The sequence below is a fragment of the Microbacterium sp. P5_B6 genome, from assembly GCF_056400345.1.
In genome coordinates, this window is sequence record NZ_JBFULL010000008.1 from 42,858 (window position 1) to 65,419 (window position 22,562).

19 protein-coding genes, 1 pseudogene and 1 riboswitch are annotated in these 22,562 nt (G+C 68.8%); of the genes and pseudogenes, 13 read left to right on the forward strand and 7 right to left on the reverse strand.

What is annotated here, in order from left to right; translation table 11 throughout:
• Positions 1–4: 4 nt before the first annotated feature.
• The 5 genes from AC1DP3_RS12560 to AC1DP3_RS12580 all read right to left on the reverse strand — a co-directional run bounded on the left by AC1DP3_RS12560 (position 5) and on the right by AC1DP3_RS12580 (position 6,591).
• Positions 5–1,261 (reverse strand): ABC transporter permease, encoded by a 1,257-nt coding sequence (locus tag AC1DP3_RS12560; protein WP_477293971.1) that lies wholly within the window; start codon positions 1,259–1,261, stop codon positions 5–7.
• Positions 1,262–1,290: 29 nt separating this feature from the next.
• Positions 1,291–2,571 (reverse strand): ABC transporter permease, encoded by a 1,281-nt coding sequence (locus AC1DP3_RS12565; RefSeq protein WP_477293743.1) that lies wholly within the window; start codon positions 2,569–2,571, stop codon positions 1,291–1,293.
• The gene (locus AC1DP3_RS12570; protein ID WP_477293745.1) at positions 2,568–4,088 is read right to left on the reverse strand and encodes an ABC transporter ATP-binding protein; all 1,521 of its coding nucleotides are present in this window, start codon (positions 4,086–4,088) and stop codon (positions 2,568–2,570) included. The genes AC1DP3_RS12565 and AC1DP3_RS12570 overlap by 4 nt, the downstream gene beginning before the upstream one ends.
• Positions 4,089–4,211: 123 nt before the next feature.
• Positions 4,212–5,318, reverse strand: coding sequence for a BMP family lipoprotein (locus tag AC1DP3_RS12575; protein ID WP_477293747.1), 1,107 nt, complete (start codon positions 5,316–5,318; stop codon positions 4,212–4,214).
• A 163-nt stretch (positions 5,319–5,481) separates the two neighbouring features.
• The gene (locus AC1DP3_RS12580; protein ID WP_477293749.1) at positions 5,482–6,591 is read right to left on the reverse strand and encodes a mannose-1-phosphate guanylyltransferase; all 1,110 of its coding nucleotides are present in this window, start codon (positions 6,589–6,591) and stop codon (positions 5,482–5,484) included.
• Between the two features lie 246 nt (positions 6,592–6,837).
• On the opposite strand from AC1DP3_RS12580, the gene sdhC reads away from it, so the two are divergent.
• From sdhC to AC1DP3_RS12625, 9 genes are all read left to right on the forward strand, one after another.
• Complete coding sequence (sdhC, locus tag AC1DP3_RS12585) at positions 6,838–7,272, forward strand: succinate dehydrogenase, cytochrome b556 subunit (protein ID WP_477293751.1); 435 nt, start codon at positions 6,838–6,840, stop codon at positions 7,270–7,272.
• A complete protein-coding gene (locus AC1DP3_RS12590) occupies positions 7,272–7,730 on the forward strand; it encodes a succinate dehydrogenase hydrophobic membrane anchor subunit (RefSeq protein WP_477293753.1) in 459 nt (152 codons plus the stop codon). The genes sdhC and AC1DP3_RS12590 overlap by 1 nt, the downstream gene beginning before the upstream one ends.
• A gap of 48 nt (positions 7,731–7,778) precedes the next feature.
• Positions 7,779–9,584: a succinate dehydrogenase flavoprotein subunit gene (gene sdhA / locus AC1DP3_RS12595; protein ID WP_477293755.1), complete on the forward strand. Its 1,806-nt coding sequence runs from the start codon at positions 7,779–7,781 to the stop codon at positions 9,582–9,584.
• Positions 9,585–9,586: 2 nt separating this feature from the next.
• Complete coding sequence (locus tag AC1DP3_RS12600; protein ID WP_477293757.1) at positions 9,587–10,387, forward strand: succinate dehydrogenase iron-sulfur subunit; 801 nt, start codon at positions 9,587–9,589, stop codon at positions 10,385–10,387.
• A 71-nt stretch (positions 10,388–10,458) separates the two neighbouring features.
• On the forward strand, positions 10,459–11,727 hold the full coding sequence (locus AC1DP3_RS12605; RefSeq protein ID WP_477293759.1) for a YihY/virulence factor BrkB family protein: 1,269 nt from the start codon (positions 10,459–10,461) through the stop codon (positions 11,725–11,727).
• Between the two features lie 10 nt (positions 11,728–11,737).
• The gene (locus tag AC1DP3_RS12610) at positions 11,738–12,589 is read left to right on the forward strand and encodes an exodeoxyribonuclease III (protein WP_477293761.1); all 852 of its coding nucleotides are present in this window, start codon (positions 11,738–11,740) and stop codon (positions 12,587–12,589) included.
• A gap of 44 nt (positions 12,590–12,633) precedes the next feature.
• Complete coding sequence (gene trpS / locus AC1DP3_RS12615) at positions 12,634–13,638, forward strand: tryptophan--tRNA ligase (RefSeq protein ID WP_477293763.1); 1,005 nt, start codon at positions 12,634–12,636, stop codon at positions 13,636–13,638.
• Positions 13,639–13,640: 2 nt separating this feature from the next.
• Positions 13,641–14,207, forward strand: coding sequence for a GNAT family N-acetyltransferase (locus AC1DP3_RS12620; protein ID WP_477293765.1), 567 nt, complete (start codon positions 13,641–13,643; stop codon positions 14,205–14,207).
• A gap of 112 nt (positions 14,208–14,319) precedes the next feature.
• The gene (locus AC1DP3_RS12625) at positions 14,320–15,198 is read left to right on the forward strand and encodes an Fpg/Nei family DNA glycosylase (protein ID WP_477293767.1); all 879 of its coding nucleotides are present in this window, start codon (positions 14,320–14,322) and stop codon (positions 15,196–15,198) included.
• A 3-nt stretch (positions 15,199–15,201) separates the two neighbouring features.
• On the opposite strand, the gene glpK is transcribed toward AC1DP3_RS12625, so the two are convergent.
• Positions 15,202–16,719 carry a glycerol kinase GlpK gene (gene glpK, locus AC1DP3_RS12630; RefSeq protein WP_477293769.1) on the reverse strand — a complete coding sequence of 506 codons (1,518 nt, stop codon included), beginning with the start codon at positions 16,717–16,719 and terminating at the stop codon, positions 15,202–15,204.
• Between the two features lie 46 nt (positions 16,720–16,765).
• Positions 16,766–18,490 (reverse strand): glycerol-3-phosphate dehydrogenase/oxidase, encoded by a 1,725-nt coding sequence (locus AC1DP3_RS12635; protein WP_477293771.1) that lies wholly within the window; start codon positions 18,488–18,490, stop codon positions 16,766–16,768.
• 200 nt (positions 18,491–18,690) lie between these two features.
• Positions 18,691–18,851, forward strand: a riboswitch (FMN riboswitch).
• Positions 18,852–18,915: 64 nt separating this feature from the next.
• Here AC1DP3_RS12635 and ribD point away from each other — a divergent pair.
• The 4 genes and pseudogenes from ribD (at position 18,916) to ribH (ending at position 22,554) form a co-directional block, all read left to right on the forward strand.
• Positions 18,916–19,983, forward strand: a complete 1,068-nt coding sequence (gene ribD, locus AC1DP3_RS12640) for a bifunctional diaminohydroxyphosphoribosylaminopyrimidine deaminase/5-amino-6-(5-phosphoribosylamino)uracil reductase RibD (RefSeq protein WP_477293773.1) — start codon at positions 18,916–18,918, stop codon at positions 19,981–19,983.
• Positions 19,983–20,603 (forward strand): annotated as a pseudogene (locus AC1DP3_RS12645) (riboflavin synthase); the annotation flags it as partial. The gene ribD and the pseudogene AC1DP3_RS12645, both read left to right, overlap by 1 nt.
• 164 nt (positions 20,604–20,767) lie before the next feature.
• The gene (gene ribA, locus AC1DP3_RS12650; protein ID WP_477293775.1) at positions 20,768–22,060 is read left to right on the forward strand and encodes a GTP cyclohydrolase II; all 1,293 of its coding nucleotides are present in this window, start codon (positions 20,768–20,770) and stop codon (positions 22,058–22,060) included.
• Complete coding sequence (gene ribH, locus AC1DP3_RS12655; RefSeq protein WP_477293777.1) at positions 22,057–22,554, forward strand: 6,7-dimethyl-8-ribityllumazine synthase; 498 nt, start codon at positions 22,057–22,059, stop codon at positions 22,552–22,554. Before ribA ends, ribH begins: the two co-directional genes overlap by 4 nt.
• Positions 22,555–22,562 lie beyond the last annotated feature (8 nt).

The following is a 22,562-nucleotide window of genomic DNA, read 5'->3' on the forward strand; positions in this document are numbered from 1 at the left end:
CGACTCATCCCTTTATGTATGGTTTGCCGTCGGCCGCGGGAGCTCTGGACTTCCCGACGACCCCGGCCACGACGAAGATCGTGACGACGTAGGGCAGCATCAGCATGAACTCGCTCGGCACCGGGGACCCGATCACGCTCAGCGTGTTCTGCAGGTTGGATGCGAAGCCGAAGAGCAGTGCCGCCAGCGTCGCCTTGATCGGATCCCATTGACCGAAGATCACCGCGGCGAGGGCGATGAAGCCGGCCCCGGCGGTCATCTCCTTGTTGAACGCGATGCCGTTGCCGATGGTGAACACCGTCCCACCGAGACCCGCGATGGCGCCGGCGAGCAGCACGTTCAGGAACCGGGTCCGGTTGACCTTGATGCCCACCGTGTCGGCGGCCTGAGGGTGCTCGCCGACCGCCCGCAGGCGCAGACCCCAGCGCGTGTGGAACATCCCGATGTACACCGCGGCCACAGCGAAGTACATGATGTACACGATGATCGTCTGCCGGAAGAACACCGGGCCGATGACCGGGATCTCGCTCAGCACCGGGATGGGGATGCGCTCGAATCGCGGCGGGCTGTTGAGCGTCGCGGCGTTGGGCTGCAGCACCTGGGAGTAGAAGAAGCTCGTGAGTCCGGTCACCAGGACGTTGAGCACGACGCCGACGATGACCTGGTCGACGAAGTATTTGATCGCGAACAGCGAGAGGACCGCGGCCACCAGCATTCCCGACACCATCGCGGCGACGAGCCCGAGCATCGGCTGCCCGGTGAGCGACGCGACGACCGAGGCGGTGAAGGCGCCGGCGAGCAGCTGACCCTCGATGGCGATGTTGACGACGCCGGCCCGCTCGCCGATCACGCCTCCGAGCGCACCGTAGATCAGTGGGACAGCAAGGCCCAGCGAACCGGCGAGCAGGCCGGGGACCGGGATCGTGGCCCCTGCCGCAGCCCACGTGAGGAACCCGACGACGAAGAAGAGGATGTAGACGATGACGATCCACAGCGGCGACTTGCCGCCTGCCCGGACGAAATACGCCGATGCGATCGTCAGCAGCGCGAGGAAGACGAAGCAGACCCACGCCGTGGCCATGACCGGCACGACGAGATCGGGCAGCTGAATCAGGTCGGAGTCCGTCGACAGGCGGAAGGTGGTTGAGCCCTCACGGGGGGCGAGGACCAGCAGGAGTCCGAAGAGCGCCGCGAACACCAGCAGCGAGATGGGGGCCTTCCAGCTGCGGACGACGGTCCTCTGCGTCGCCTCCGGCGGCATCAGGCCTTCTGTCGAGACGAGGGGCGTGGTCACTTGGACACCTCCTCGAGGGCGCTCGTCGCCTTGACCTCGGCCTTGAGCGCCTTCTGCCTCGCCTTCTCGGCCCGGCGGCGGTCGCGCTCAGGGGACGGGAGGAAGAAGATCGTCCGCACGAGCGGCGGCGCGGCGATGAAGAGGACGATGAGCGACTGGACGACGGTGACGATCTCGATCGGGATCTGCTCGGCGGCCTGCATCGAGAACCCACCGGCCTTGAACGCGCCGAAGAGCACTCCGGCGGCGAACGTCCCCCACGGCGTAGACCGGCCGAGGAGAGCGACGGTGATCGCGTCGAAGCCGATGCCGGCATCGATGTCGGCCGAGAACCCGGTGGTGATCGTGCCGAGCACCTGGTTGACGCCCGCCAGACCGACGAGCGCGCCRGAGATCAGCATCCCGTAGACGTACATGTTCTTGACGTTGATGCCCGCGACCCGCGCGGCGTTCGGGTTCTCTCCGACGGCGCGGAACTTGAAGCCGAGGCTCGAGCGGTTGAGGATCCAGGCGACGAGGAAGGTCGCCGCGATCACGAGGATGAACCCGAAGTGCAGGTTGTACTGCGGGCCGAGGAGCTCAGGGAAGACCGCGGTGTCCTTCATCGGCGGGGTCTTGGGGTTGCTCGAACCCGGCGCCTGCAGCAATCCGGGGGTGCGCAGCATCCACGAGACGAGGTAGAAGGCGATGTAGTTGAGCATGATCGTGACGATCACCTCGTGTGCGCCCGTGCGGGCCTTCAGGAGGCCTGCGATGCCGGCCCACAGCGCACCGGCGATGAGACCGGCGATGAGCGCCAGGATCATGTGGAGGGGGAACGGCAGGTCGTAGGCGAAGCCGACGTAGCCGGCAGCCGCTGCCGCCAGGAGCATCTGCCCCCGGCCGCCGATGTTGAACATTCCGATGCGGAACGCCAGGGCGACACCGAGGCCGGCCGCGATCAGCGGTGTGGCGAAGGTGAGGGTCTCGGTGAGAGGCCGGATGGCGCGCGCGAAGGTCGGCGCGCCGAAGTTGTAGATCGCACCCTGGAACAGCGCGATATATGCGCCGGACACGGCATCCCAGATCGCGACGATCGTGTCTCCGGGCCGGGCGAAGAAGTACTTGGCCGCCGCCTGCACGTCCTCATCGGTGACGGCGATCAGGATGCCGCCGACGACGAGCGCGAGGAAGATCGCGAGGACCGAGATGATCGCATTGCCCTGCGTGATCTTCAGGAACGTCTGATGCCACTTCGACGGAGGCGGAGCCTCGCTCTGCTGTGTCGCCGTGCTCACGCGGCAGCCCCTTCCCCGGCCGGGCTCTCGCCCGCCATCATGAGCCCGAGCACCTCGCGAGGCGTGTCACCCGGGACGATTCCGACGATCCGCCCGCGATACATGACCATGATGCGGTCGGCGAGGGCGGCGACCTCGTCGAGCTCGGTGGAGACGACGATCACGGGAACGCCCGCGTCCCGCGTCTCGATGATGCGCTTGTGGATGAACTCGATCGAGCCGACGTCGACACCGCGGGTCGGCTGGGCGGCCACCAGCAGCGACAGGTCACGGCTGAGCTCGCGCGCGAGGACGACCTTCTGCTGGTTGCCTCCGGAGAGCTGGCCCACCGGGGTGTCGATGCTCTGAGCGCGGACGTCGAACTCGGTGAACTTCTCCTTGGCGAAGGCCGCCAGGGTGCTGCGCTGGAGATTGAAGGCCTTGACGAATGGCGCGCCGTTCGCTCGGTCGAGCATCAGGTTCTCGGCGATCGTGAACGCCCCGACGAGTCCGTCCTCGTTGCGATCCTCCGGAATGAATCCGACGCCCTCGTCCAGGATGTGGCGGACGCTGCGTCCGGCGATCTGGTCGCCGTCGAGGGTCACCGAGCCTCGCGCCTGCGGCTGAAGGCCGATGAGCGCCTCGGTGAGCTCGGTCTGGCCGTTGCCCTGGACGCCTGCGATCGCGAGCACCTCGCCGCCTCGCACATCGAAGCTGACATCGTCGACGATCACCTGCCCGACAGCGTCGATGACCGTGAGTTTCTCGACCACGAGCCCGCGGTCGTTGAGCTGGGGCGCGTCCTTGTGCACGGTGAGCTCGACCGCGCGGCCGACCATCATCGAGGCGAGCTCGGCGTTCGACGCGGTGGGAGAGGCTTCGCCGACCACCTTTCCGAGGCGGATCACGGTGATGCGGTCCGCGACCTCGCGGACTTCTCGGAGCTTGTGGGTGATGAAGACGATGGATGCCCCGGATGCCTTGAGCTGACGCATGATCTCCATCAGCTCGTCGGTCTCCTGCGGCGTGAGCACGGCCGTGGGCTCATCGAAGACGAGCACCCGGGCGTCGCGGGAGAGGGCCTTGATGATCTCCACCCGCTGCTGGACGCCGACGGGAAGCTCCTCGACCAGCGCGTCGGGATCGACGTGGAATCCGAACCGAGCCGAGATCTCGCGCACGCGCTCGCGGGCCGCCCCGACGTCCAGCAGTCCGCCCGCGCGCGTCGACTCCTGTCCGAGCATGACGTTCTCGGCCACACTGAACACGGGGATGAGCATGAAGTGCTGGTGCACCATGCCGATGCCCGCGCGCATCGCGTCGCCGGGCCCCTGGAAGTTCTGCACCTGGCCGTCGAGGAGGATGGTTCCCTCTTCTGCCGTGTACAAGCCGTAGAGGACGTTCATGAGCGTCGATTTGCCTGCGCCGTTCTCGCCGAGCAGACAGTGGATCTCTCCGGGCTCCACCACGAGATCGATGTGGTCGTTGGCGACGAGACTGCCGAACCGCTTCGTGATCCCGCGAAGTTCGAGCTTCATGTGCCGATCCTAGTGAGGCGGGTGCGCAGACGCACCGAGACGGGCAGGGGGCGCAAGGACCGCGCCGTGGGGCAAACGAGTGGGGAGGCCGGGATGAACCCGACCTCCCCACTGCGGCGGGACTCAGCCCTGGAGGTACGACTCGACGGGGATGGATCCGTCGATGATGCCGGCCGTGATCGCATCCAGCTCACCCTGCAGGTCCGGCGAGACCTTGCCCTCGAAGTCGTGGAACGGCGCGAGGCCGACGCCCTCGTTCTCGAGCGTGCCGACGAACTTCTCGTTGCTGAACTCGCCCTTGCCCGCGGAGAGCACGGCGTCCTCAACGCCCACGTCGATGAGCTTGCGGATCGAGGTCAGCAGGAGGTCGGCCACGGTCGGGTCGGTCTCGTACACATCGGCGTCGACACCCAGCAGGGCGATCTCGCGACCCGAGTCGCGGATGACCGCCGCGGCGCTCTGGTAGATCGGACCGCCGACGGGGAGGAGCACGTCGACACCCTGGTCGACGAGGCTCTGCGCCGCGTTGATCGCGTCCTGGTTGGCGACGAAGCCACCGGTGAAGACGCCGTCCTGCGCTGCGCGATCCCAGCCGAGCACCTGGACGGTGTCGCCCTTCTGCTCGTTCCAGTACTCCACGCCCTGCGCGAAGCCGTCCATGAAGATCGAGACGGTCGGGAAGTTCATGCCGCCGAAGGTTCCGACCTTCTTGGCKGTCGAGTACGACGCTGCGGCGTAGCCGGCGAGGAACGCCGCCTGCGAGGTGTCGAAGACGATCGGCTTGATGTTCTCGGCATCGGTCTTGCCGTCGAAGTCGTTGTCCACGACATCGTCGATCGAGACGTATTCGATGTCGGGGTTGGCGGTCGCCGACTCACCGGCTGCCGAAGCCAGCGCGAAGCCGACCGTGATGATGAGCGTGCAGTTCTGGTCGACGAGACTCGTGAGGTTCGGCGCGAAGTCCGACTCGGAGTCCGACTGCACCGTGATGGGCTTCACGCCGAGCTCGTCCGCGGCGCGGTTGAGCCCCTCGAAGCCCAGCTGGTTGAACGACTTGTCGTCGAAGCYGCCGGCATCCGAGACCATGCAGGGCAGGAAGCCGTCGACGGCACCTCCCGCGTCAGCCGTCTCTGCGGTCTCCTCAGGTGCGGATGCACAGCCCGCGAGGGCGACGAACATGCTGGCGGCCACCAGGCTGCCGAGCACTCGCTTTCGGGTGGTAATGGTCAACTCTGCCTCCACGGGAAGAAGACCCGCGCGAACTCGCGGGTGCCTAACGAAGTTACCTACTGTGACCGGGGACTTGCATTCTCGCCAGGCCTGGTGGGCCCAATGGTTACAAAGACGCAACACGCGCGGAACCGGATGCAGCATTCCGCGCGACTGCGGGTCATCAGAGCACGTCGCCCTGACCGTTGAGCTTGAGTGCGTCGACGACGCCCTTGACCCGCTGCGCGTGCTCGCTCGTGGTGACCAGGAGCGCGTCGTCGGTGTCGACGACGATGATGTCCTTCACGCCGATGATGCTGATGACCCGCTGCGTCTGCGTCACGACGATCCCGCTCGACGCATCGGCGAGCACGCGTGCGTTCTTGCCGAGGATCGCCAGTTCGTTGCCGCGGCCGTTGAGCTTCGCGAGGCTCGCGAAGTCGCCCACGTCATCCCAGTCGAAGTGCCCGGGGATGACGGCGAGCCGCCCCTTCTCGGCGGCGGGCTCGGCCACGGCGTAGTCGATCGCGATCTTGGTGATCGATGGCCACACCCGATCCACGACCGGGCCTCGCATGTCGCGGTCGTCCCACGCCTCGGCGAGGTCCATCAGACCGGAGTACAGATGAGGCTGGTTCTCGGCGATCTCGCCGAGCAGGACGTCGGCGCGGGAGATGAACATGCCGGCGTTCCACAGATACGAGCGGTCCGCGTAGTACGCCTTGGCCGTCTCAAGATCCGGCTTCTCGACAAACCGCTCGACGAGCGCCGCCTCTGGAGCGCCGTCGATGACGATCTCGCTGCCCTTCTTGATGTACCCGAAGCCCACCGACGGCTCTACCGGGGGGATGCCGATCGTGCAGATGTAGCCCTCGCGGGCGGTCGCCACGGCCTGGCGCACCGCCCAGTCGAAGACCTGCGTGCCACGGATGACGTGATCGGCGGCGAACGAGCCGATGATCACGTCGGGCTCGCGGCGAGCGAGGATCGCCGCGGCAAGCCCGATCGCGGCGGCGGAGTCACGCGGCTCGGACTCGAGGAACACGTTCTTGTCCGGCACTCCCGGCAGTTCGCGCTCGACCGCGGCCCGGTGCGCACGACCCGTCACGACCGCGATCCTGTCCGCACCCGACAGCGGCTCCAGGCGATCCCACGTGTCGCGGAGGAGTGTCTGCCCTGAACCGGTGAGGTCGTGCAGGAACTTCGGCGCATCGGCGCGGGACAGCGGCCAGAGCCGGCTGCCGATGCCCCCTGCGGGGATGACGGCATAGAAGTCAGCGATCGGGTCGGCCATGGCTCCAGGCTACCGACGGGCATTGCGGGCGAATGTCGGCCAGTGGTCGGGCGCGTGAAGAGACGGTCGCGAGCACCGTGTCCGGCTCGGCCAACTATCTCGACGTCGAGATAGTTGGGACGGCCTTCTCCCCCGTCCGCACGGGACGGGAATAGGATGTGGACGCGCCGCGCGACGCAGGGGAACGCCTTTCCCCACGGGGCAGAGACCGCCCCCGCACGATGTTCTAGTCAGGGAGGACGGCCCGTGTCTGCACCAGCACGCGTCACACCGTCGGTCACCGAGACCACGTCCAAAGTGCCCAGGGGCACGCTCTATCGCGGACGCGAGGGGATGTGGTCGTGGGTTCTCCACCGCATCACCGGTGTCGCGATCTTCTTCTTCCTCCTGGTGCACGTGCTCGACACGGCGCTGATCCGGGTGTCGCCCGAGGCGTACAACGCGGTGATCGGCACCTATAAGAACGAGATCATGGGCCTGGGCGAGGTCGTGCTCGTCGCCGCCATCGTCTACCACGCCTACAACGGGCTGCGGATCATCCTCGTGGACTTCTGGCCATGGGCGACCCGCCACCAGCGCCACCTCTGGTGGGGCGTGCTGGGGCTCTGGGCCGTCACAATGCTGGGCTTCGCCCCGCGCCACCTCATGAACGTCTTCGCGTCGACGGGAGGCGGTCACTGATGTCCACCGCGATCGCCGACCCCCGCTCACCGATCTCCGCTCCCCGCCGCAGAGGCCCCAACCTCGAGAAGTGGGGCTGGATCTACATGCGCGCCTCGGGCGTGGTGCTCGTCGTCCTGATCTTCGGCCACCTCTTCGTCAACCTGATGGTGGGCGAAGGCATCCACGGCCTGGACTGGGGCTTCGTGGCGGGCAAGCTCGCCAACCCGTTCTGGCAGTGGTGGGACATCCTGATGCTGTGGCTGGCGCTCATCCACGGCGCCAACGGCATGCGCACCATCGTCAACGACTACGTGACGCACCCCCGCACGCGCACGGTCCTCGTGTGGGCTCTGTGGCTCGCCGCCGGCTTCCTCATCCTGCTCGGCACGCTGGTCGTGTTCGCGTTCGACCCGTGCAGCGGGGTGACTCCCGACAGCTCGTTCTTCGAGACCTGCCAGGAGCTCGGCTTCAGCTGATCCCGGCATCCCCGACGACATCCCGAAGACGAAGAAGGCACCTCTCACGTGAGCACCCAGACCACCGACAGCGTCGTGAAGAACGGCGTCCACTATCACCAGTTCGACGTCGTCATCGTGGGTGCCGGCGGCGCCGGCATGCGCGCGGCGATCGAGGCCGGCCCCGGAGCCAAGACCGCGGTCATCACCAAGCTCTACCCCACGCGCTCCCACACGGGTGCGGCGCAGGGCGGCATGGCTGCGGCGCTCGCGAACGTCGAAGAGGACTCCTGGGAGTGGCACACCTTCGACACGGTCAAGGGTGGTGACTATCTCGTCGATCAGGACGCCGCCGAGATCCTCGCCAAGGAGGCGATCGACGCCGTCATCGACCTCGAGAACATGGGCCTGCCGTTCAACCGCACGCCCGAGGGCAAGATCGACCAGCGCCGGTTCGGCGGCCACACGGCCGACCACGGCAAGACGCCCGTCCGTCGCGCATGCTACGCCGCCGACCGTACGGGGCACATGATCCTGCAGACGCTGTTCCAGAACTGCGTCAAGCTCGGCATCAACTTCTTCAACGAGTTCTACGTCCTCGACCTCATCACGGTGAAGGACGACGACGGAGGCACGCAGGTGGCGGGCGTCGTGGCCTACGAGCTCGCCACCGGCGACCTGCACGTCTTCCATTCGAAGGCGATCATCTTCGCCACCGGCGGCTTCGGCAAGATCTTCAAGACGACCTCCAACGCGCACACGCTCACGGGCGACGGCGTGGGCGTCATCTGGCGCAAGGGCCTGCCGCTGGAGGACATGGAGTTCTTCCAGTTCCACCCGACCGGCCTGGCGGGCCTCGGCATCCTGCTGACCGAAGGAGCCCGCGGTGAGGGCGCGATCCTGCGCAACGTCTCGGGCGAGCGCTTCATGGAGCGCTACGCGCCGACGATCAAGGACCTCGCGCCCCGTGACATCGTGAGCCGCTGCATGGTGCAGGAGGTCGCGGAGGGCCGGGGAGCCGGCCCGCACCGCGACTACGTGCTGCTGGACTGCACGCACCTCGGTGCCGAGGTGCTCGAGACCAAGCTCCCCGACATCACCGAGTTCGCTCGCACCTATCTCGGCGTCGACCCGGTGGTCGAGCCCGTCCCGGTCATGCCCACCGCGCACTACGCGATGGGCGGCATCCCGACCAACAACGACGCCCAGGTGCTCAGCGACAACACCACCGTGGTGCCGGGCCTCTACGCGGCCGGCGAGTGCGCGTGCGTCTCGGTGCACGGCTCGAACCGCCTCGGCACGAACTCGCTGCTCGACATCAACGTCTTCGGAAAGCGCGCGGGCCGCAACGCGGTGCAGTACGTGCAGACGGCCGACTTCGTGCCCCTCCCCGAGGACCCGGCCAAGGAGGTGCGCGAGCTGCTGGAGGGCCTGCGCAACAACTCGGGGACCGAGCGCATCGCCGTCCTCCGCAAGACGCTGCAGGACGAGATGGACCGCAAGGCCCAGGTGTTCCGCACCGACCAGTCGCTGTCCGAGGTGATGGACGTCATCGCCGAGCTGCGCGAGCGCTATCGCAACGTGCACGTCGATGACAAGGGCAAGCGGTACAACACCGACCTGCTGGAGGCTGTGGAGCTGGGCTTCCTGCTCGATCTCGCGGAGGTGGTCGTCGTCACGGCGCGCAACCGCAAGGAGAGCCGCGGCGGTCACATGCGCGACGACTACCCCAAGCGCGACGACGAGAACTACATGCAGCACACGATGGCCTACCTGTCGGGGGATGCCCAGTCCTCGCACCCCGAGGACCACATCCGGCTCGACTGGAAGCCTGTGGTCATCACCAGGTACCAGCCGATGGAGAGGAAGTACTGAGGATGGCGACATCCGCGACCGACATCATCGAGCGCACCGACGCCGATGCCCCGGCCAAGGCTGAGGAGGCCGGCGCCGACACCGGCATCCAGTCGTTCCTGGTGACCTTCATCGTGCGCCGCTTCGACCCCGAGGTCGACGAAGAGCCGCGCTGGGTGGACTACGACGTCGAGCTGTATTCGACGGACCGCGTGCTCGACGCCCTGCACAAGATCAAGTGGGAGGTCGACGGCTCGCTGTCGTTCCGCCGCTCGTGCGCGCACGGCATCTGCGGATCCGACGCGATGCGCATCAACGGGCGCAACCGCCTGGCCTGCAAGACGCTGATCAAGGATCTCGACATCTCGCAGCCGATCTACGTCGAGGCGATCAAGGGCCTGCCGCTCGAGAAGGACCTCATCGTCGACATGGAGCCCTTCTTCGCGTCGTACCGCGAAGTGCAGCCGTTCCTGATCTCGAACCTGGCACCGACTCCCGGCAAGGAGCGCATCCAGTCGATCGTCGACCGCGAGGTGTTCGACGACACCACGAAGTGCATCCTGTGCGCCGCGTGCACGTCGTCCTGCCCCGTGTTCTGGACCGACGGACAGTACTTCGGCCCCGCCGCCATCGTCAACGCGCACCGCTTCATCTTCGACTCGCGCGACGACGCGGGCGCCGCGCGCCTCGACATCCTCAACGACAAAGAGGGCGTCTGGCGCTGCCGCACGACCTTCAACTGCACCGAGGCGTGCCCCCGCGGCATCGAGGTCACCAAGGCCATCGCCGAGGTCAAGCAGGCCGTCCTGCGCGGTCGTTCCTGAGCCGCTCCTCCGCTCATCCGCAGGGTGACGGATGCCGGTGCCCGGTGTCTGCTGATCGCTAGTCTGTTCGCGTGAGCTCGCCCAACGCCCCTCGCCCCGGCTCGGCGCAGGCGCCCGCGAAGCGGGATGCGGCAGAGCGCGCGCGGCAGGAGGAGGAGACTCTTCGGGCCCGCTGGGAGGCGACGCAGGAACTCCTGCGGACGCGGCTCGACGCTCCGATCTCGCGCGCGACCGACATCACTCGCAGGACCCTCGCATGGTTCCCCATCCGGGTCTGGCGTCACTTCCTGCTGAGCAACGGGTTCCTGCTCGCGGCGGGCGTCAGCTATCAGGCGCTCTTCGCGATCTTCGCCGCGATCTATGTCGCGTTCGCCGCGGTGGGCCTGTGGCTCGGCGGAAGCGACGAGGCCGTGAAGGGCCTGATCGACATCATCAACGGCTACCTCCCCGGGCTCATCGACGAGGACGGCGGCGCGATCACCCCCGCCCAGGTCGAGCAGATCGTGAGCCAGAACACGGGTGTGCTCGGCGTGACGGGCCTCATCGCGCTCGGCACGCTGATCTGGACGGCGATCGGCTGGGTCACTTTCGGCCGCCGCGCCGTGCGCGACATCTTCGGGCTGCCGTTCGATCTGCGGTCCTACGTCGTGCTGAAGGCGCGGGATCTCCTCGCGGCCACGATCTTCGGCATCGCGCTCATCCTCGGCGCCGTGGTCAGCTCCGCCGGAGCGGTCGCGATCAACGCGATCCTCTCGCTTCTCGGCATCTCGGCGAGCGGAGTGGTCATCGGCTCGGTGCAGCTCACCTCGGTCTTCGTGTCGTTCGCGATCAACTCGACGGCGCTCGCGGCGCTGTTCCGGTTCCTCACCGGCACGCACCTCGCGTGGCGGGTGCTGTGGCCGGGATCGCTGCTGGGCGGCGCGGCCATCACGGTCCTGCAGCTGGGTGCCGGACTCCTGCTCGGCTACACGCCGTCGGATGCGCTGCTGGCCACCTTCGCGATCTTCATCGGGCTGCTGGTGTGGTTCCGGCTCAACGGGATCGTCATGCTGGTCGCGGCGGCGTGGATCGCCGTGCGCGCCAGCGACGAGAAGATCCCCCTCATCCCGCAGACCGAGGCCGAGCGCATGCGCGAAGAGCACGCCGCGCTCGTGCTCGCCGCGCACGTGCGGCTGCGGACGGCGCAGGAGGCGCTGACCCACGCGCCGTGGCACCGCAGGTGGCAGGCCGGCCGCGCCGTGCAGCAGGCGGAGCTCGAGCTGCGCGAGGTCGAGGCATCCGCCCCCGCACCCACCACCCATGGACTCTGGCCACCCGAGACTGTCCTCGGCCAGAAGTAGGCTCGTCCCCGTGTCACGCCGACTTCGCATCGCCTCCGTCAACGTCAACGGCATCCGCGCCGCCGCCCGGAAGGGCATGCTCCCCTGGCTCGAGCAGGCCGACGTCGACGTCCTCGCCCTGCAAGAGGTGCGGGCCACGGCGGACGAGCTCGCCGCATCGCTTCCGGGGTGGCAGACGGTCAACGACGAGGCCCTGGCGAAAGGCCGCGCGGGCGTCGCCATCCTCTCGCGCACCGACTCGGTCGAGGTCCGGCGCGTCCTCGGCGACGACGAGACCCTCGACTCCGCCGGGCGCTGGATCGAGGCTGACTTCGACGTCGACGGCGAGACCGTCACGATCGTAAGCGCGTACGTGCCGACGGGCGAAGCGGGGACGGCCAAGCAGGATGCGAAGTGGGCGTTCCTCGATGCGATGGAGAAGCGGATGCCGCTGCTCCGCCGTGAACGGCCGCTCAGCCTCATCATGGGCGACCTCAACGTGGGGCACCGCGAATTCGACATCCGCAATTGGAAGGGCAACGTCAAGAAGGCGGGCTTCCTCCCGCAGGAACGCGCCTACTTCGACCGCTTCCTCGGTGCGGACGGCACCGAGGTGACGGGGGTCGACGGCTCGACGGGCCAGGGGCTCGGGTGGGTCGATATCGGCCGCCGGCATCACGGCGAGGTGGACGGGCCGTACACCTGGTGGTCGAGCCGCGGCAAGGCGTTCGACACCGACACCGGGTGGCGCATCGACTACCACCTGGCGACACCCGACCTCGCCGCACGCGTGACCGACTACCGGGTCGTGCGGGCGCCCTCGTGGGACACCCGGTGGAGCGACCACGCACCGGTCGTCGCGGACTACGCCGTGGGGCTGTGACGCCCGTGGGTGGGGCAGCGCACGCCCGCCAATAGGATTGACCGGTGACGAAACCCCGCCTCTACTCCGGCATGCAGCCCTCCGCCGACTCGCTTCAGATCGGCAACTACATCGGGGCGCTCATGCAGTGGCGCGACCTGCAGGAGTCCTACGACGCGTTCTTCTCGGTGGTAGACCTCCACGCTCTGACCCAGCCGAACGACCCGGCGGAGCTCCGCGAGAAGACCCGCCGGACTGCCGCGCAGTACATCGCGGCAGGCATCGAGCCGTCGAAGTCGACGCTGTACGTGCAGTCGCACGTCCCCGCGCACCCTGAGCTGGCCTGGGTGCTGTCGACCCTCACCGGGTTTGGCGAAGCCAGTCGCATGACCCAGTTCAAGGACAAGTCCCAGCGCTACGGTGCGGATGCGACCTCGGTGGGCCTGTTCACCTACCCGGTGCTCATGGCCGCCGACATCCTGCTCTATCAGACCGACATCGTGCCGGTGGGCGACGACCAGAAGCAGCACGTCGAGCTGACGCGCGACCTGGCCGAGCGCTTCAACAGCCGCTACGGCCAGACCTTCACCGTGCCGATGCCGGTCATCCAGCAGGAGACCGCCCGCATCTACGACCTGCAGAACCCGACCGCCAAGATGTCGAAGTCCGCCGAATCGGATGCCGGCACTCTGTGGATGCTCGATGACCCCGCCGTATCGGCGAAGAAGGTCATGCGCGCGGTCACGGACAGCGAGGGCTCGGTGCGGTACGACCGTGAGGCGAAGCCCGGCGTCTCGAACCTGCTGGTCATCTACGCGGCTCTGACAGGTCGCCAGATCCCGGCGATCGAGGACGAATACGCGGGTCGCGGCTACGGCGACTTCAAGAAGGGACTCGCCGAAGTGGTCGTGGGCGAGTTCGGCCCGGTGCGCGCCCGCGCGCTCGAGCTGCTGGACGATCCGGCTGAGCTCGACCGCGTGCTCGCCGCCAACGCCGCCAAAGCCGAGGCGGTCTCCCGCCGGACGCTCGACGACGTGTACGACAAGGTCGGGCTCCTCCGCCGGGGCTGAAGATGCAGATGGCCACCCTGCGAACGCAGCGGCTCGAACTCTCGGGCCTTCGCGAATCAGACGTGGACGCGCTGTTCGAGGCGTGCCAGGACCCCGACATCCGGCGATACACGACGGTCCCCACGCCCTACGAGCGCCACCACGCGGTGGAATTCGTGCAGCGGGTCGCGAAGGGCTGGGACGCCGGAACCGAGCAGACCTGGGCGATGCGCGACGGCGAGACTCTCGCGGGCATGGTGGGGCTCTACCGTCAGGGGGGCGGAACAGCGGAGCTCGGCTACTGGGTCGCTCCCAGGTCACGGGCGCGCGGCTTCACCACCGAGGCCGCTCGAGCGGTGATCGACTGGGCGTTCTCGCCAGAGGAGCTCGCACTCGTCCGCATCGAGTGGCGCGCCGTCGTCGGCAATGTCCTCTCTGCCCGCGCTGCGCGGACGCTCGGCTTCCGGTTCGAGGGCACGCTTCGCCAGGCGCTGCGCAACGGCTCGGGCGCGCGCGACGACGGATGGATCGCAGGCCTGCTCGCGACGGACGACCGCACCCCTCAGCCCTGGTCGGTCCTCGAGCACTGACCCTCACGCGCCCCGCGAGCGGATGCGTCCATGGCTGCACGCGCCGACGCACACCGGCGCTTCGCAGGCAAGGACCAGCCCGCCCCTCGGTGCGCCATGCCAGGATGGGCGCATGCCCGAGATGCCCGAGGTGCAGGGGCTCGTCGACTTCCTGCGCGAGCGCGTGACCGGACTCGAGATCACGCGGGTCTCGGTCGCGAACATCGCGGCGCTGAAGACCTACGATCCACCGGTGCAGGCTCTGCAGACGGCCCAGATCACGGGCGCCGAACGGCATGGCAAGTTCATCGACCTCGCAACGAAGACGACGGATGCCGCGCCCGGCCCGCATCTCGTCTTCCACCTGGCCAAGGCCGGCTGGCTGCGCTGGTACGACCAGCTCCCTGCGACGATCATCAAGCCGGGCAAGACGCCCATCGCCCTGCGCGTGGCCCTGAGCGACGGCTCGGGGTTCGACCTGACCGAGGCGGGCACCAAGAAGTCCCTCGCGTTCTCCGTGGTCCGGCAGCCCGCGGAGGTGCCCGGGGTGCAGCGCCTCGGGCCCGATCCACTCGACGACGACTTCACGCGCGACACCTTCGCGTCGCTCCTCGCCGGGCGTCGCACGCAGATCAAGGGCGTGCTCCGCGACCAGACGATCATCGCCGGGGTGGGCAACGCCTATTCGGACGAGATCCTGCACGCCGCGAAGATGTCGCCGTACGCCCTGGCGTCCAGCCTCGACGACGCCGACATCGACAGGCTGTTCTCGGCGATGACCGTGACGCTGCGAGAGGCGATAGCCGAGGCATCCGGCAAGCCGCCCGCCGAGCTGAAGGATGCGAAGCGGCGAGGCATGCAGGTGCACGGCCGGCGTGGCGAAGCCTGTCCGGTCTGCGGCGACACGGTGCGCAGCGTCTTCTTCGCCGACAATTCGCTGGAGTACTGCCCCACGTGCCAGACCGGTGGCAAGATCCTCGCGGATCGCCGGCTGTCGAGACTGCTCAAGTAGCGGTCATTCCGTGACGTCCGCGTCGACCCAGTCGAGCGCCTTGCCCACCGCCTTCTTCCACAGGCGGTAGCGGCGCTCGCGATCCTCCGCCGGCATTCGGGGCTCGAACCGGACATCTTCCTGCCAGTGGGCACGCAGCTCGTCGAATCCCGCCCACAGCCCTGTGGCCAGCCCCGCGGCATACGCCGCACCGAGGGCCGTCGTCTCGACCACCTTCGGCCGGATGACGGGGATGCCGAGCACGTCGGCCTGGAACTGCATGAGCAGCGCATCTCTGGTCATCCCGCCGTCGACACGGAGCTCCGCGAGCTCGCGTCCGCTGTCGGCGACCACCGCGTCGATGACGTCCCGGGTCTGGAACGCCGTCGATTCCAGCGCAGCGCGCGCGATGTGTCCGCGGTTGACGAAGCGCGTCAGCCCCACCAGGGCGCCACGCGCGTCGGGCCGCCAGTATGGCGCGAACAAGCCCGAGAACGCGGGGACGAAGTAGGCCCCGCCGTTGTCTGCCACGGTCTCGGCGAGGACCTCGACGTCCTCGGACCGCTGGATGATGCCGAGATTGTCGCGCAGCCACTGCACGAGCGACCCGGTGACGGCGATCGACCCCTCGAGGGCGTAGTGCGCCGGCTTCCCTGCACAGCGGTATGCCACGGTCGTGATCAGCCCGTGCTGCGACCGCACGATCTCGGTGCCGGTGTTGACAAGCAGGAAGTTGCCCGTGCCATACGTGTTCTTCGACTCCCCATCTTCGAATGCCGCCTGGCCGAACGTCGCCGCCTGCTGGTCGCCGAGGATCCCGGCGATCGGCACGCCTCGCACGACCCCCGGCAGCTGGGCTTCCCCGAGGACTTCGGACGACGAGCGGATCTCGGGCAGCATCGGGCGAGGGATGCCCCATTGCTCGAGCAGCTCATCCGACCAGTCCAGGGTCCGCAGGTCCATCAGGAGCGTGCGGCTGGCGTTCGTCACATCGGTGACATGGATTCCCCCGCGGCCCCCGCCGGTGAGGTTCCACACCACCCACGTGTCGGGAGTGCCGAAGAGCAGGTCGCCCGCCTCGGCCGCCGCCCGCGCACCGGGCACGTTGCGCAGGATCCACGCGACCTTGGATGCCGAGAAGTAGGTCGCGAGGGGCAGCCCGGTGACCTCCGCGAATCGATCGGTGCCACCCTCGGCCGCGAGCCGGTCGATGTGCTCCTGGGTGCGGGTGTCCTGCCACACGATCGCGTTGGAGACCGGGCGACCCGACCGGCGATCCCACACGATCGCCGTCTCGCGCTGGTTGGTCACACCGATGCCGGCGAGCTCGCCGGACCCGAGCCGCGCCCGCGAGAGCGCGGACGCGATGACCCACTGGGTGTTCGTCCAGATCTCGACGGGGTCGTGCTCGACCCAGCCGGCCCGCGGCAGAAGCTGCTCGTGCTCGCGCTGAGCCGTCGCGACGATCGTGCCTCGCGCATCGAAGACGATCGCCCGTGTCGAGGTGGTGCCCTGATCGATCGCCAGCACATGCTCGGGCACAGCGCCTCCTCCTCGTCGAGAGTCGCCCTCCGGCGACCTCGTCAGGCTATCGCGAGGTCGGAACGGATGCCGCGGCCGGCCACCCCGGGTCTGCGGCGTGCACGCGTTCGAGCGCTCGCTCGGCTTCTGCGTGCCGCTTGCGCTCGCTCCAGCCCAGCACCGGTGCGACGGCATCCGCCACCTCTTGAGCGGAGTCCGCCGTCGCCGCGCCGATGAACGCGATGCTGGTCCGCCGCAGGAGCAGGTCGTCGAGGTGGACCACACGCTCGGTCCGGGCGAGATGGCGCAGCTCGCCGGTGGAGTAGTCCGGGAGAGTGCGCAGCGGCCGATCGTCCTCGTCGACCGCGATCGCCTCGATGACGTCGGCGGCGACGGTGCCGTAACGGTCGAGGAGCACCTCGGCCCGGTCGATGCCGAAGCCGCCTTCGTGCGCAGCGAGCCACTGGCGCCGGGCCGCCTCGGTCATCGGGTAGCCTCGGCCGCCGCCGATCGGGAGTCGCTTGGTGGAGCGCACCCGGGTGCTTCCGAGCAGAGCGAGGGTGCGGTTGGTGAGATTCTCGGCCGATGCGCGGAACGTGGTCCACTTTCCGCCGACCAGGCTGAGCACTGTCGTGCCGGGATCGCCATCGAGCGGTGCCGCTTCGATCCGGTAGTCGCGCGAGACGAAGCCGGTCGCGACGTCTCCGTGACCGGGAAGCGGTCGCACCCCGGCGAAGCGGTAGACGATCTCGGACCGGTCGACCGGCAGCCCCGGCAGCACCTGCCCCACGAGATCGATGAAGTAGTCGACCTCGTCATCCGTGCACACGATGGGGTCTGCCATGTCGTGCTCGAGGTCGGTCGTTCCGACGAGCACCCGGCCCTTGAGGGGGTAGATGAGCACGATCCGGCCGTCGCTGTGCTCGAAGAACAGCTCGCGACCGCCCGTCGCCTCGAGGAGCTCGGTGTTGTCGAGCACGATGTGCGAGCCCTTCGTGCCGCCCATGAACGTCGTCGGCTCGCCCAGCGCCGCGTTCGTCACGTCGGTCCAGGGGCCCGAGGCGTTGATGACGACGGATGCCGAGAACGGCGCCTCTTCGCCCGTCTCGAGGTTGTGGAGGACGACGCGGCCGCCCTCGACGCGGGCACCCGCGGTGTAGTTGGCCGCCCGGGCGCGACCTCGTCCGATGGCCAGGGCATCGCCCAGGATGTCGATCGCGAGCCGCTCAGGGTCGTGGAGCGAGGCATCCCAGTAGGTGGCGGTGTACTTGACCTTGGGGTTGAGGCGCGGGAGGGCTTCGAGCGAGGCGGCCCGGCCCTGGAACGTGTGACGCGGCACGCGACCGCCACCGCCCGAGAAGGCGTCGTAGATGACGAGGCCGACCTTGATCAGGACCGCGCCGCGCTCGCGGGGCCTGGCGCCGCCGCCGTGCCGCAGGAATCTCAGCGGGGCGCTGACGAGCCCGGAGAAGGTCGTGAAGATCGGGATGGTCGTCTGCAGCGGGCGGACGAAGTGGGGAGCGAGCCGGAGGAGGGCGTTGCGCTCGCTCACCGCCTCTTGGACGAGGCGGAACTCGCCGTTCTCGAGATACCGGATGCCGCCGTGGATCATGTGAGACGAGGCAGCCGAGGCGCCGCTGACGAAGTCCGAGCGCTCGACCAGCGCGACATCGACTCCCTGCAGGGCGAGGTCGCGGAAAGTGGCGAGTCCGTTGATGCCGCCGCCGATGATCAGGACATCGGCGGACGGGCGCGCCGCGAGCGATTCGAAGCCGGATCCCCCATCAGTCATGGTCTGTTCCTCCTTGCTCCAGGCTACGTCTCACCGACGACAGCGGCGCCGAGCGGGCGGCATGTCCCATGTTCCGCGCAGGAGGGATCCCGGATGCGGCCTGCGCGTGAACACCGGGCGAAGACCTCGGGGGGCAACGTGTCGCGGGACGACGCGGGAATGAATCATCCGAAGGCGCGTTTACTACACTCAGAGAATCAAACGTGCTCCGGGGTCGGTGGGAATCCGAACCGGCGGTGACAGTCCGCGAGCCGAGGTCTTCCTTCCCTTCGGGAGGATGCCGAGGCCGATCCGGTGAGAATCCGGAACCGACGGTGATGCAGTGCACACGCGCTGCTAGTCCGGATGGGAGGCGCACGGGTGACGCGGCGCGCGCCGTCGTTCGCCCTTGCCCCCGGGTCTCGAAAGCCAGGCAGAGAAGACGGATGACCGTGACAGACGCGGAGCAGAGCGCGATGAGGCGTGCGCTCACGCTCGCGCTGAACGGCCCGCGCGGGGTCAACCCGCAGGTGGGCGCCGTGCTGCTCTCGTCCGACGGCGACATCCTCGCTGAGGGATGGCACCGGGGTGCGAGCACTCCGCACGCCGAGGTCGACGCGCTCTCGAAGCTCGCCCCCGGCGCAGCCCAGGGGGCGACCGCCGTCGTGACCCTCGAGCCCTGCAATCACACGGGTCGCACCGGCCCCTGCTCGGAGGCGCTCATCGCCGCAGGTGTCGCACGCGTCGTCTATGCCGTCGCCGACCCGGGCGATCACTCGTCCGGAGGCGGCGCGCGGCTTCGGGCAGCCGGAGTGGAGGTCGTCCCTGGCGTCCTCGGGGACGAGGGGTCGGCACTGCTCGAGTCCTGGCTCGCCGTGCAGCGGCTCGGCCGGCCGCACGTCACCGTCAAGTGGGCCCAGAGCCTCGACGGCCGGGCTGCGGCGTCCGACGGCACGAGCCAGTGGATCACCGGCTCCGCGGCGCGCCTGGACGTCCACCGGCGCCGCGCCGTGGCCGATGCCGTCGTCGCGGGCATCGGCACCGTGCTCGCAGACGACCCCGCACTGACCGCCCGGGACGCCGCCGGCGACCTTCTCCCGCAGCAGCCCCGGCCCGTCGTTCTCGGCGTCCGGCCCGTGCCCGCCGGCGCGGCCGTGCTCCGGCATCCGCTCCCCCTCCTGCAGTACGGGGGCGATGACCTGCCGGCCGCCCTCGCCGACCTTCGCGAGCAGGGCGTCCAGCGCGTCTTCGTGGAGGGCGGACCCACGATCGCCAGCGCGTTCCTGCGAGAGGGCCTCGCCGACGAGGTGCTCGCGTACATCGCACCGGTGCTGCTCGGCGGCGACAAGCTCGCGCTCGGAGACATCGGCATCGGCACCATCGGAGAGGCACGGCGTCTGAGCGTGTCGTCCGTCGAGCGTCTCGGCGACGATCTGCTCGTCATCGCGACGCCGGACGCGCGCACCGCCGTCACCACCGGCGCCCCCGCACACCACGCAGAAGGAGACGAGTGATGTTCACCGGAATCGTCGAGGAGATCGGCGAAGTGACGGATGCCGCACCCTACGGCGACGGCGTCCGCGTCACCGTGCGGGCACCCCAGGCCGTGTCGGACGCCGCCCACGGAGACTCGATCTCGGTGAGCGGAGTGTGCCTGACGGTGGTCGATCAAGGCGAGGACTGGTTCACGGCTGACGTCATGAAGCAGACCCTCGACATGTCGACGCTGGCCGGGGTCGGTGCGGGCCGCGCGGTCAACATCGAGCGTGCGACGCAGGCTCACGGACGCCTGGGCGGACACATCGTGCAGGGCCACATCGACGGCACCGGCGAGGTTCTGGAGGTCCGGCGCGGCGAGCAGTGGCGTGTGCTGCGCATCTCGCTCTCCCGCGAACTCGCCCCTCTCGTCGTCGACAAGGGCTCGATCGCCGTCGACGGCGTCTCGCTGACCGTCAGTGCCGTGAGCGACGCGACCGCCGCGGCCACCGCGCACTGGTTCGAGGTGTCGCTCATCCCCGAGACGCTCGAGGCGACGACGCTGGGCGCCCGCCGAGCGGGCGACCGCGTCAACCTCGAGACCGACATCCTTGCTCGCCATGTGCAGCGGCTTCTCTTTTTTGCGGCACCGGCCGGACCCGCGCTCCGCGAGGGCCCTTTCCCGGCACCGGCCGGACCCGCGCTCCGCGAGGCCGCATTCCCGCCACCGGCCGGACCCGCGCTCCGCGAGGCCGCATTCCCGGCACCGGCCGCACTCCCACGTTCCGCGGCGGAGGCCGCCTCCACGGAAGGAGGCTCACGATGAGCCTTTCCACCATCCCCGAAGCCCTCGAGGCGCTGCGCTCCGGGCGCCCCGTCATCGTGGCGGACGACGAGAACCGCGAGAACGAGGGTGACGTCGTCCTCTCGGCCGAGCTCGCCACGCCCGAGTGGGTGGCGTGGACCGTCCGCTGGTCGAGCGGCTTCATCTGCGCCCCGATGCCCGCCGAGTGGGCGGACCGTCTCGACCTGCCGCCGATGGTGGCCGTCAACGAGGATGCCCGCGGCACCGCGTACACGGTGAGCGTCGACGCCGCCGACCGCACCACGACGGGCATCAGCGCGTCCGACCGCGCCCACACCCTCAACGTCCTCGCCGACCCGACCTCGATTCCGTCGAGCGTCCGGCGCCCGGGCCACATCCTTCCGCTGCGAGCCGTCGACGGCGGTGTGCGCGAGCGCGGCGGCCACACCGAGGCCGCCGTGGAGCTCATGCGCCTCGCCGGTCTTCAGCCGGTCAGCGGGATCGCGGAGATCGTGGCCGAGGACGGCTCGATGATGCGCCTTCCGGGGCTCATCGACCTCGGCGCCCGCGACGGCGTGCCCGTCATCACGATCGAGCAGCTCATCGCATTCCTCGACGAGACCGAGCCCCTCTCCGACGGAGAGCGTTCCGCCCAGAAGCGCCGCGTGAGCCTGCGTGCGGAAGCCAATGTGCCGACGGCGCACGGCGGATTCCGCTTCCTCGCCTACAAGGATCGCGTGACGGGCACCGATCACATCGCGGTGGTCTCGGGCGAGCTCCTCGAGGACGCACCGCTCGTGCGCGTGCACTCCGAGTGCCTCACCGGTGAGGCCTTCGGCTCGCTGAAGTGCGAGTGCGGCCCACAACTCCTCGCCGCCCTCGATGCGATCGACCGGGACGGCGGCGTCGTCATCTACATGCGTGGGCACGAGGGCCGCGGCATCGGCCTCATCAACAAGCTGCGCGCCTACAGCCTGCAGGAGCGCGGCCTCGACACAGTCGACGCAAACCTCGCCCTCGGTCTCCCCGCCGACGCACGCGACTACGCCGCGGCCGCCGGCATCCTCGCCGACCTGGGCGTCGAGAGGGTGCGTCTGCTCACGAACAACTCCGACAAGGTCTTCCAGCTCCGCGAACTGGGGCTTGAGATCGTCGAGCAGGTGCCGCTCCTGGTCGGCGTCGGCCCGAACAACCATCAGTACCTCGCCACGAAGCGAGACAGGATGGGCCACATCATCGACGAGCAGGAGCTCAGCGATGCCCTCGCCCAGATGAAGGAGACCCACCTGGCGGGAGGCGCGAGCGCATGAGCGGCAAGGGAGCGCCGATCGTCGGCGGAACCGACGCCACGGGCCTGGACATCGTGATCGTCGCCGGAACGTGGCACGACGTGATCAGCGACGGACTCATCGCCGGAGCCGAACGCACCCTCGAGGAATCGGGCGCCTCGTGGCGTCTGGTGCGGGTAGCGGGATCGTTCGAGCTTCCGGTCGTGGCGAAGGCGGCTCTGGATGCGGGGGCCGACGCCGTCGTGGCGCTCGGCGTCATCATCCGCGGCGGAACCCCGCACTTCGAGTACGTCTCGTCGGCGGCAACCGACGGCCTCACGCGTGTGGCGATCGACACCGGCAAGCCGGTCGGGTTCGGCCTGCTGACCCTGGACGACGAGGAACAGGGGATCCAGCGCGCGGGGCTTCCCGGATCGAAGGAGGACAAGGGCGCCGAAGCGGCGGATGCCGCAATACGCACGGCGCTGGTCCTCCGTGAGCTGCGCGACGGCCGGCGGAGGCCCGTCGGCTTCTGAGGCCCGGG